Origin of the sequence: Pseudomonas sp. GGS8 (genome assembly GCF_024168645.1) — a bacterium.
GTDB lineage: Bacteria > Pseudomonadota > Gammaproteobacteria > Pseudomonadales > Pseudomonadaceae > Aquipseudomonas.
In genome coordinates this window covers 5,521,117-5,532,778 of record NZ_JALJWF010000001.1, presented here as the reverse complement: position 1 = coordinate 5,532,778, position 11,662 = coordinate 5,521,117, and the positions used below count along the sequence as shown (strand labels likewise).

At 59.9% G+C, this 11,662-nt stretch carries 7 protein-coding genes; 3 read left to right on the top strand and 4 right to left on the bottom strand.

The features are described from left to right. Positions 1–67 precede the first annotated feature (67 nt). Positions 68–301: a DUF3203 family protein gene (locus tag J3D54_RS24640; protein WP_253423865.1), complete on the bottom strand. Its 234-nt coding sequence runs from the start codon at positions 299–301 to the stop codon at positions 68–70. Between the two features lie 280 nt (positions 302–581). Between J3D54_RS24640 and J3D54_RS24635 the strand changes: the two genes are divergently transcribed. The 3 genes from J3D54_RS24635 to glgB all read left to right on the top strand — a co-directional run bounded on the left by J3D54_RS24635 (position 582) and on the right by glgB (position 8,348). Next, positions 582–2,579: an alpha-1,4-glucan--maltose-1-phosphate maltosyltransferase gene (locus J3D54_RS24635; protein ID WP_253423862.1), complete on the top strand. Its 1,998-nt coding sequence runs from the start codon at positions 582–584 to the stop codon at positions 2,577–2,579. Positions 2,580–2,772: 193 nt separating this feature from the next. Continuing rightward, positions 2,773–6,114: a maltose alpha-D-glucosyltransferase gene (gene treS, locus J3D54_RS24630; RefSeq protein WP_253423858.1), complete on the top strand. Its 3,342-nt coding sequence runs from the start codon at positions 2,773–2,775 to the stop codon at positions 6,112–6,114. 2 nt (positions 6,115–6,116) lie between these two features. Next, the gene (glgB, locus tag J3D54_RS24625) at positions 6,117–8,348 is read left to right on the top strand and encodes a 1,4-alpha-glucan branching protein GlgB (RefSeq protein WP_253423856.1); all 2,232 of its coding nucleotides are present in this window, start codon (positions 6,117–6,119) and stop codon (positions 8,346–8,348) included. 122 nt (positions 8,349–8,470) lie between these two features. Here glgB and J3D54_RS24620 read toward each other — a convergent pair whose 3' ends face one another. From J3D54_RS24620 to J3D54_RS24610, 3 genes are all read right to left on the bottom strand, one after another. After that, a complete protein-coding gene (locus J3D54_RS24620; protein ID WP_253423851.1) occupies positions 8,471–9,505 on the bottom strand; it encodes an autotransporter outer membrane beta-barrel domain-containing protein in 1,035 nt (344 codons plus the stop codon). Positions 9,506–9,931: 426 nt separating this feature from the next. After that, on the bottom strand, positions 9,932–10,732 hold the full coding sequence (locus J3D54_RS24615; RefSeq protein WP_253423848.1) for an endonuclease/exonuclease/phosphatase family protein: 801 nt from the start codon (positions 10,730–10,732) through the stop codon (positions 9,932–9,934). A gap of 88 nt (positions 10,733–10,820) precedes the next feature. Further along, complete coding sequence (locus J3D54_RS24610) at positions 10,821–11,579, bottom strand: PIG-L deacetylase family protein (RefSeq protein ID WP_253423845.1); 759 nt, start codon at positions 11,577–11,579, stop codon at positions 10,821–10,823. Positions 11,580–11,662 lie beyond the last annotated feature (83 nt).

Genomic DNA, 11,662 nt, shown 5'->3' with positions numbered 1-11,662 from the left:
GCACCCGCAAGGGCGGGGCTGCAAGTGCCTATGTCAGGCGCTGGTGGGGTGTGTTGATGCCGGTCAGTCAAATCACCGAATCACTGTTCGTGGCCTTCAAATGCCGGCGACCGTCCACGGCACCTGCTACGGTCAATGTATCGGCTTCTGCTTCGGTGATGTAGAAGCGCTGGCCGTCGAGGTCGACTGCCGACATGGATTTTTCCTCGTCGGTGATGATGGTGATATCGGGGCAAAGGCGAATTTCTTCGCTGTCCTCGGTGATGAAGAAGCAGGTCTGGTTTTCGATGCGCACGGTCATGAAGGAGGCCTTTTTTACGGATTCATTAAGCGTTAGGGCGCATTTGTCGGTGATTGTTCTGTGCAACCGATAGATGGCGTGAGTCGTGCTTAAGTGGGTTGACCCGTGCCCGGGGGATTTGATTCCCCGAAAGACTTGGTAGATCCCTCTGAACTTTGCCGGCGCCTGTCGCTCGGAACTTATGTGAGTTCATGCCGGTGAGTTCATTCAGGAGCAGACTGCTTCGTGTGAATGATGACCAGGCACAAGAGCGTCCTTGGGGCGTAAGGAGAGATGCTCGATGACTGCAGAGAAACCCACAGAACTGAGCTACAACCCGCATATCCCGCTGTCCCAGGCGTTACTGCTGCCGCGGATCGTGATCGAAAACACCATGCCGACCCTCGATGGCGGGCAATTCGCCGTTAAAGCCGTGGTCGATCAGGACGTGGTGGTGACCAGCAAAGTGTTTGCCGACGGTCACGACCAACTGGCCGTGCGCATCCGCTGGCGCGCCGAAGGCGACGACACCTGGCAGAGCGAGGTGATGGCCGAGCTGGGCAATAACGGCTGGCAGGGCCAGTTCCGCGTCAAGAAGCAGGGCCGCCATGTGTTCTGTATCGAAGCCTGGATCGATCAGTACGCCAGTTTTTGTTACGAACTGAAAAAAAAGCACGGGGCGTGCATGTCGGTCAGCCTGGAGTTGCAGGAAGGGCGTACGCACGTTCAGCAGGCAGCGGAACGCAGCGAAGGCCAACTGAGCGAAGAACTGGCGGCGTTGCACCATGAGCTGTCCGGTCTGCTCGAAACCGAGCAGGTCGCTTTGTTTCTGCACCAACGCAGCGCGGACTTGATGGCCCGGGCCGACCATCGTCCGTTCCTCAGCCTGAGTCCTGAATGCCCGGTGGACGTGGAGCGGGAGTTGGCGCAGTTCGCCAGTTGGTATGAATTGTTCCCGCGCTCGATCACCGATGACCCGGCCCGCCACGGCACCTTCAACGATGTGCATACGCGGCTGGCGATGATCCAGGACATGGGCTTTGACGTGCTGTACTTCACGCCGATCCATCCGATCGGCCGCAGCTTCCGCAAAGGCCCGAACAACTCGCTGACCGCCGGCCCCGACGATCCGGGCAGCCCTTATGCCATTGGCAGCGAAGAAGGCGGGCATGAGGCGATTCACTCAGAACTGGGCAGTCGCGAAGACTTTCGCCGGCTTGTCGCGGCGGCGGCCGAGCATGGGCTGGAAGTGGCCCTCGACTTTGCGATTCAGTGTTCCCAGGATCACCCGTGGCTCAAACAGCATCCGGGATGGTTCAACTGGCGGCCGGACGGCACGATCAAATACGCCGAGAACCCGCCGAAGAAGTACCAGGACATCGTCAACGTCGACTTCTATGCCGTGGAAGCGGTCCCCAGTCTGTGGATCGAGTTGCGAGACATCGTGGTGGGCTGGGTCGAGGAGGGCGTGAAGCTGTTTCGTGTCGATAACCCTCACACCAAACCGTTGCCGTTCTGGCAGTGGCTGATCGCCGATGTGCGGGCGCTGTACCCCGAAGTGATTTTCCTCGCCGAAGCCTTTACCACGCCGGCGATGATGGCGCGTCTGGGCAAGGTCGGTTACTCCCAGAGCTACACCTATTTCACCTGGCGCAACACCAAGACCGAGCTGGCGACTTATTTCACCGAACTCAACGAATCGCCGTGGCGTGAATGCTACCGGCCGAATTTTTTCGTCAATACACCGGACATCAACCCGGCGTTCCTGCATGAATCCGGGCGCGCGGGTTTTCTGATCCGGGCCGCGCTGGCGACCATGGGCTCTGGCCTGTGGGGCATGTATTCAGGTTTTGAACTGTGTGAAGCGGCACCGGTGCCGGGCAAGGAGGAATACCTCAATTCCGAGAAGTACGAGATCCGCCCACGGGACTTCACCGCGCCGGGCAACATCATTGCCGAAATCGCCCAGCTCAACCGTATTCGCCGGCAGAACCCGGCGCTGCACACGCACCTGGGCCTGAAGGTCTACAACGCCTGGAACGACAACATTCTGTACTTCGGCAAACGCAGCGTGGATGGCAGCAATTTCATTCTGGTGGCCGTCAGCCTCGATCCGCATAACGCCCAGGAAGCGAATTTTGAATTGCCGCTGTGGGAAATGGGCCTGCCCGACGATGCCAGCACCCAGGGCGAAGACTTGATGAGCGGCCATCGCTGGACCTGGCATGGCAAGTACCAGTTCATGCGGTTCGAACCCTGGCATCTACCGTTCGGGATTTGGCGGATCACCGCTTCTTGACTGTGGCGAGGGGGCTTTTGTGGCGAGGGGGCTTGCCCCCGTTGGGTCGCGCAGCGGCCCCAGACAATATGTCAGTCACACCTCATTTGCAGGTTTTACGACTGCTTCGCAGCCGAGCGGGACGGTGCGGCGATCCGACAAGCTCCCTCGCCACAGGTCCGGCGGTTTTATTCGAATTCAACAGGAGTTACAAATGGCGAAGAAACCCAGGTCAGCCACCTTCATCAAGGACCCGCTCTGGTACAAGGATGCAGTGATCTACCAGGTTCACGTTAAGTCTTTTTTCGACTCCAACAATGACGGGATCGGCGACTTTCCCGGCCTTATTGCCAAACTCGATTACATTGCCGATCTGGGCGTCAACACCATCTGGCTGTTGCCGTTCTACCCCTCGCCACGACGCGACGATGGCTACGACATCGCCGAATACCGTGGCGTGCACACCGATTACGGCACCTTGGCCGATGCCAAACGCTTCATTTCCGAAGCCCATAAACGCGGTCTGCGGGTGATCACCGAACTGGTCATCAACCACACTTCGGACCAGCACCCGTGGTTCCAGCGCGCGCGTAAGGCCAAGCCCGGCTCGGCGGCCCGTGACTTCTACGTCTGGTCTGATGACGATCAGAAATACGACGGCACCCGCATCATTTTTCTCGACACTGAAAAGTCCAACTGGACCTGGGACCCGGTGGCCGGTCAGTACTTCTGGCACCGTTTCTATTCCCACCAGCCGGACTTGAATTTCGACAACCCGCAAGTGACGAAAGCGGTGCTGTCGGTGATGCGTTACTGGCTCGACATGGGCATCGACGGCCTGCGGCTGGACGCGATCCCGTACCTGATCGAGCGCGACGGCACCAATAACGAAAACCTCCCCGAGACCCACGACGTCCTCAAGCAGATCCGCGCCGAGATCGACGCCAATTACCCCGACCGCATGCTGCTGGCCGAAGCCAATCAGTGGCCGGAAGACACTCAACTGTACTTCGGCAATACCGACGCCAGCGGCCAGAACGGCGATGAATGCCACATGGCGTTTCACTTCCCGTTGATGCCGCGCATGTACATGGCGCTGGCCCAGGAAGATCGTTTCCCGATTACCGACATTCTGCGCCAGACCCCGGAAATCCCCGCCAACTGCCAGTGGGCGATTTTCCTGCGCAACCACGATGAACTGACCCTGGAAATGGTCACCGACAGGGAGCGCGATTACCTGTGGAATTACTACGCGGCCGACCGTCGGGCGCGGATCAACCTGGGGATTCGTCGGCGTCTGGCGCCGTTGATGGAACGTGATCGTCGCCGCGTGGAACTACTCAACAGCCTGTTGCTGTCGATGCCCGGTACACCGACCCTGTATTACGGCGATGAAATCGGCATGGGTGACAACATCTACCTCGGCGACCGCGACGGTGTGCGTACACCGATGCAATGGTCGATCGACCGTAACGGCGGCTTTTCCCGCGCCGACCCGGCCAGCCTGGTGTTGCCGCCGATCATGGACCCGCAATACGGCTACCTGTCGGTCAACGTCGAAACCCAGGCTGGCGACCCTCATTCATTGTTGAACTGGACCCGGCGCATGCTCGCGATACGCAAGCAGTCCAAGGCCTTCGGTCGCGGCACGCTGAAGATGCTCTCACCGAGCAATCGACGGATTCTGGCCTATACCCGCGAGTTCACCGGCGCGGACGGCAAGCACGAGATCATTCTGTGCGTGGCTAACGTGTCCCGTAGCGCGCAAGCGGCGGAGCTGGATTTGTCGGCGTATGTCGGCATGGTTCCGGTGGAGATGCTCGGCGGCAATGCTTTCCCGCCCATCGGTCAGTTGAATTTCCTGCTGACGCTGGCGCCTTACGGCTTCTATTGGTTCGGCCTGGCGGCGGAAAATCAGATGCCAAGCTGGCACGTGGAGCCGGCGCAAAGCCTGCCGGACTTCACCACGCTGGTGCTGAAGCAGCGCATGGAAGAGCTGCTCGAAGCGCCGTCTCGGCAGTCACTGGAGCAGGGCATTTTGCCGAGCTGGTTGCAGAATCGCCGCTGGTTCGCCGGCAAGGACGGCACCATCGACAGCGTCAACCTCGCTTACGGCGTGCGCTTCGGCGACCCGCAGCATCCGGTGCTGGTGAGTGAAATCGACGTCACCAGCGCCGGCCAGACCAGCCGCTATCAATTGCCGTTTGGCTTTATTTCCGAGGAACAGGTTGGCGCCGCGTTGCCACAGCAATTGGCGCTGGCCAGGGTCCGGCGCGGTCGTCAGGTCGGCCTGATTACCGACGCCTTCAGCCTCGACAGTTTTGTTCATGCGGTATTGCAGGGGCTGCAGGCCAGCACGGTGCTGCCGTCGGACGGTGGCGAGATCCGTTTCGAGCCAACTGACGAACTGGTCAAGCTGGGGTTGAGCGCCGAGTCGGAGGTGCGTTACCTGTCTGCCGAACAATCCAACAGTTCGGTGGTAATCGGCGCCAGTCTGGTGTTGAAGTTGATCCGCAAGGTCGCGTCAGGGGTGCACCCGGAACTGGAAATGAGCGCGTATCTGACCCATGCCGGTTTCAAAAATATTTCGCCACTGTTGGGGGCGGTGATTCGTCGCGATGCGGCGGGCGAGGACACGCTGTTGATGATCGCCCAAGGTTACTTGAGTAATCAGGGCGACGCGTGGGAATGGACCCAGAACAACCTCGAACGGGCGCTTCGCGACGAACTCGCCGATGCCGTATCCGAACAGGAGCAGCATTACAACGCCCTCGGTGAGCTGAAGGATTTTGCCGGCATGCTCGGTCAGCGCCTGGGGGAAATGCATCAGGTGTTGGCGACCCCAAGCGCTAACCCGGACTTCGCTCCACACATCACCAGCCAGAAAGATGCCCTGGCCTCGGCCAAGGATGTGGCGGCGCAACTGGAGCACGCGCTGAAGCTGCTCAAGCAGCATCAAACCGAACTGAGCGCGGCGGACCAGGCATTGGTCAGCCGATTGCTGGACAACAAAAAACCCATCCTCAGCCATATCCAGGAACTGGGCAAAAAGGCGGTGGGCGGCTTGCGCATTCGCGTCCACGGTGACTTGCACCTGGGGCAAGTGCTGGTGATCAAGGGCGATGCCTATCTGATCGATTTTGAGGGTGAGCCGGCGAGACCACTGCATGAGCGCCGGGGCAAACACAGCCCTTATAAAGACGTCAGCGGCGTGTTGCGCTCCTTCGATTACGCCGCGGCGATGGCGATCAACGTGCATAACGTCGACAACACCGCCGACGCCCAGGCGGCGCGTCAACGAGTCGCCGATCGTTATTTGAAAGAGGCGCGACAATCATTTGTCGACGCTTATCGGCTGGCGGCAGCTAGTCTTGCTCATGCATGGCAAGATCCCGAAGGCGAGGACGCTGCGCTGGCGTTGTTCGGGCTGGAGAAGGCGGCTTATGAAGTGGCCTATGAGGCTGAAAATCGCCCCACCTGGCTGCCCGTGCCGTTGCACGGTTTATATGGATTATTGAGTGGGCTTAAACCCTTTTCCGATCTTGGTGGAGAGTAGTCATGAGTTTCTCGAACAAGGAACAGGGGCAGGTTAAAGAGGCACTGCTGCCCAGGGCGCGGGACATCGACGCATTGGTACGCGCCGAACATCAGGATCCTTTTGCAATTCTCGGCCCGCACAGCGATGGCGCTGGCGGGCAATTCATTCGGGCTTATCTGCCGGATGCCTTGAGCGTGCAGGTGTTGGCCAAGGATTCCGGGGACGAGCTCGGCCATCTTGAGGCGAGCCAGACACCGGGGCTGTTTGTCGGCCACTTCGACTGGGCGCAACCCTATCTGCTGCGTACCTGTTGGGCCGGCGGCGAGCAACTCGCCGAAGACCCTTACAGCTTTGGTCCGTTGCTCGGCGAGATGGACTTGTACCTGTTTGCCGAAGGCAATCACCGTGATCTGAGCAGTTGTCTCGGCGCGCAGCTGAAGACGGTCGACGGTGTCGACGGCGTGCGGTTCGCCGTATGGGCGCCGAACGCCAAACGGGTGTCGGTGGTCGGCGACTTCAATAACTGGGACGGTCGCCGGCACCCGATGCGGCTGCGCCATCCTACCGGTGTCTGGGAGCTGTTCATCCCGCGCCTGCAAGCGGGGGAGGCCTACAAATACGAAATCCTCGGTGCCCACGGCATTCTGCCGCTCAAGGCCGACCCGATGGCCCTGGCCACCACGCTGCCGCCGGACACCGCATCAAAAGTCGCCTCACCGCTGAAAGTCGACTGGCAGGACCAGGACTGGATGCTGTCGCGGGGCGAACGTCAGCGAACCAGTGCGCCGCTGTCGATCTACGAGTTGCACGCCGGTTCCTGGCAATGCGAGCTGGATGACCTGGGCGAAGTCGCCCGTCAGTACACCTGGCCTGAGTTGGCCGAACGGCTGATTCCTTATGTGAAGGAGCTGGGTTTTACTCATATTGAATTGATGCCGATCATGGAGCATCCGTTCGGTGGCTCGTGGGGTTATCAACTGCTGTCGCAATTCGCCCCGAGCGCCCGTTACGGCTCGCCGGATGACTTCGCTGCTTTCATCAACGCCTGCCACCAGGCGGAAATCGGCGTGATCCTCGATTGGGTGCCGGCGCATTTCCCCACCGACACCCATGGCCTGGCGCAGTTCGACGGCACGGCGTTGTATGAATACGGCAACCCGATGGAGGGCTTTCACCAGGATTGGGACACGCTGATCTACAACCTGGGCCGCACCGAGGTGCATGGCTACATGCTGGCGTCGGCGCTGCACTGGCTTAAGCATTTCCATGTCGATGGGCTGCGGGTCGACGCAGTGGCGTCGATGCTGTATCGCGATTACTCGCGCAAGGCCGGCGAATGGGTGCCCAACCGTCATGGCGGTCGGGAAAACCTGGAAGCCATCGATTTTCTGCGCCATCTCAACGACGTAGTGGCTCTGGAAGCACCGGGTGCACTGGTGATTGCCGAAGAATCCACGGCGTGGCCGGGTGTCAGCCAGAGCACGCAACAGGGCGGGCTGGGGTTTGCCTATAAGTGGAACATGGGCTGGATGCACGATTCGCTGCATTACATTCAGCAGGATCCGGTGTACCGCGCCCATCATCACAACGAACTGAGTTTCGGCCTGGTGTATGCCTGGTCCGAGCGTTTCATCCTGCCGATTTCCCACGACGAAGTGGTGCACGGCAAGCATTCGCTGATCGACAAGATGCCCGGCGACCGTTGGCAGAAGTTTGCCAACCTGCGGGCTTACCTGAGTTTCATGTGGACCCATCCCGGCAAGAAGCTGTTGTTCATGGGCTGCGAATTCGGCCAGTGGCGCGAATGGAATCACGATCAGCAGCTGGACTGGTACTTGCTGCAATACCCGGAACACCAGGGGGTGCGCAAGCTGGTCGGCGACTTGAATCGGTTGTATCGCGAAGAGCCGGCGCTGCACGATCAGGACGATGTCCCGCAGGGCTTCCAGTGGTTGATCGGCGACGACGCGATCAACAGCGTCTACGCCTGGTTGCGCTGGAGCAAGGAGGGCAGGCCAGTGTTGGTGGTGGCCAACTTCACCCCGGTGCCGCGTCAGTCCTATCGTATCGGTGTGCCGTTTGCCGGGCGCTGGGTCGAGTTGATCAACAGTGATGCCGACACTTATGCCGGGTCCAATTACGGTAACGGTGGCGGGGTGTTCACCGAGGAAGAACCGAGCCATGGGCAGGCACTTTCACTGGTGTTGAATTTGCCGCCGCTGGCGGTGTTGATTCTGCGGCCGGAGGGTTGATCTAAAACCGCGTCGCTCCTATCGCGAGCAGGCTCGCTCCCACAGAGGAATGCATTTCAAATGCGGGAGCGAGCCTGCTCGCGATAAGGCCGGTCCGAACAAAGCACTTTTTGAACATACTCTTACCAACGCATCCGCACTCCGAGGCTGCCAATCAACCCGTTCAAATCATTTTCAACCACATTGCTGCTGTAGTCGGCGCTGACATACAGGCTGACCGTAGGCGTCACTCTGGCCACCAGCCCCAGACCTACGTCTACTGTCGATGAATTGCGACTGCTGCTGATTTTGTCGACCTGATCCAGGCTCACTGTGTTGCCCGTGTACACCGTGTGCCACAAATTGGTCCGCACATAGGGTTCGACCGGCAGGCCCTTGATGTCGTAATTGCCTTTCAAGCGTGCACCGACCCGACCGCTCCAGGACGTCAGGTCGCTGGACGAGGCGTTGCCTGACCCGGCATACGGCGTATCCAGCGTGATGCGTTGATTGATCAACTGCGCCTGGGGTTCAACCACCCAGTTTTCGCTCAGACCAATCGGGTAGCCACCTTCCACCGACAATGTCACCGCGCTGCCTTCGGTGGTTTGTCGCACGCCCTGGTCGTTGCGGCTAAAACCGCTGACACGGCCACCGCTGGCCATCAAGTCGACGTGCCAGCCTTGCGGCCCGGTCAGGCTCCAGTAGGCTCCCAGGCTTTGGCCTTGAAGGTTGAGCGTGTCATGGCTGGGGTCGGCGAGGGCGCGGCTGGTCAGCAGGCCGTTATCGTTGCCCTGGAATTGAACGGTGCCGCCGATCAGTCCGACCTGTTGGGTACTGCCGCTGTTGCTTTGCACGGTCAGGAGCGCCGGGCCTTTGAATTCGCTGGCGCCGGGGATCGTGCCCTGGGCCAGATAATCGGTTTGGGCCTGCCGCGACGTCAGCCCATAGGCGTGGTCCCAGGCCAGGGGCGCGGCGTCTTCGATCGTCAGGCGCGAGCTTGATAAGTCGGGGGCGCCGAAGGGCAAGGTAGTTGTCGGCAGTTGCTGGCTGTACCAGGGCGTGGTTCCGTTCTCGACAGATGACGCTCGCACCTCCATGGATGAGCACAGCAGGAGTGAACCGGAGACAACGCAGAAAGTGAATTTTATCTCTTGTGGGGTGAATGAAGTTCTCATGGAGGTCTACCTTGCAATCGCATGTGTATCTCGCTGTGGCGTCTCTCCTACCCCGAATGAGGGGCGACCGAATGGATTGAGGCAAGGTCAGACCCGCCCGTTTTACGGGTGTCTGGAGGCTTGCCCCTGATGGACTTTCGGGGGTAGTAAGGACTAGCTAAGAAGACCGATGGCGTCGCGTCAAGAAAATGGCCGATAAGTGGTACGGCTATTTTATTGTCTGTAAGTGACTGATTTTTGGCGATGATCTAAGTTGTTGTTTGTGCGAAAAATCATGCTGAAAGGTGCAGCCCAGACGTGTTGGATAGTGGGCTATCGGTTGCGGGACGGATGAGCAGTGCAAAATTCTTGAGCATGCCCTGGAGGTGATTACTGTCATTTTTTCTGCTGCAGAAAGCAGTTCTTGGCGCCTGTCGTTTGACGGTGTTACAGGCGTACCTCCACCGCCAGCGGTAAATGATCCGACAGGTGCGTCCAGGGCTTGTAACCGAGTATGCGCGGCTCATGACTGCTGGCATTGCGCAGGTAGATGCGGTCCAGGCGCAGCAGGGGAAACCGCGCCGGGTACGTTTTCGCCGGTCGGCCGTGGTGGCGTTCGAATGCTTCATGCAGATAGTCGCGTCGGGCGAGGGCGGCGTTGCCTTGCAATTGCCAGTCGTTGAAGTCGCCGGCAATGATTACCGGGGCGTCGTCTGGCAGCGATTCGAGCAACAGGCAGAGCAACTGCAGTTGGAGTTGTCGATGGCTTTCCAGCAGGCTCAAGTGCACGCAAATGGCATGCACTTCGGCATGGCCTGGCACATCCAGCACACAGTGCAGCAAGCCGCGCCGCTCGGGGCCGGTGATCGAGACATCGAGGTTACGGAATTCGCGGATCGGGTATTTCGACAGCAGGGCATTACCGTGGTGGCCGTCGGGGTAGACCGCGTTACGACCGTAAGCGAAATCGCTCCACATGCTGTCGGCCAGGAACTCGTACTGTGAGGTCTGTGGCCAGTCGTTGTAACGGGAAGAATGCCGGTCGTGTTCACCGACCACTTCCTGCAGAAACACCAGGTCCGCCGACGTACTGCGTACCGCTTCGCGCAGTTCCGGGAGGATGAAACGTCGGTTGAGGGCGGTGAAACCCTTGTGAGTATTGACCGTCAGCACTCTGAGTCGGTGAATCGCCGGGGGCGTGTTCGACGGCGCTGATTCGACGGTTTGGCGTTCGGCATCGCGGGTCACGTTCACTCCTCTGAATCAGGGCTGCTGTATGTATGCGACTGATGCGTGGGCGAGCAGTTCAAACACATTCATCTCAACCCCGTAGGCATCAGACAAACACAATTTCATACGGCAACCGCATACGCTCCAGAAGCACCCGGGGCAGCAATGGGGCGATGCCGATCGCGGGTTCGCCGTCGAGCTGGCTGGCGTAGGCATAAGTGGCGTGGCTTTTGCGCGCGACGGTCCAGGTGTCGAGCCGTAGCTTGCGCGCGCGATGCCAGGGGATCAGCCCGTGATCGCGCATCGGCCAGTGCCAGGCCCAGACCGGTATTTCGTTGAGCGTCGCCCCGACCAGGGCGGCGGCCCTGGCGCTGGCGCGGCCGACGGCATCGTGGTCGATGTTGCCGTCTTCGCGCCAGGTGGTGAACACCACATCGCCGGGGCGCAGGTAGCGGACGATGAATTGGGTCAATTCCGACTCCCGCTCGGCCAGAGCGTTGTCGGTGAAGCCGCCGCGAATCCACTTCAGGCTGTGCATCGGCAAGCCAAGCCGGCGTAAGGCTTCGACACTTTCCTGGGGGCGGAACACGCTAAGGCGTTTTTCCGACCACTGTCGCGACCCCGGATGGCTGGCGCTGCCGTCGGTGATCGAGATCAGTTGCAGAGGATGACCAAGAGAGCACAACAGTTGCAGCAGGCCACCGCAAGTGACCACTTCATCGCCGGGATGCGGGGCGATCACCACCGCCCGAGCGCCAGCCGGGACCAGTGTTTCGGTGTTGATGACGGGGATGTTGTCCAGTTGTGGGGCGCTGTTCCAGATCTGCGCAGGCAAGCTGTTTTCGCTGATGGAAACCGATTTCATAGGCGCTACGTCCTTGTTCTGTCTGGCCCTCAGTCGTGCGCAATGCTTACAAGGGAGCAAGCCCGGCAGACCCGTGAAGGCGG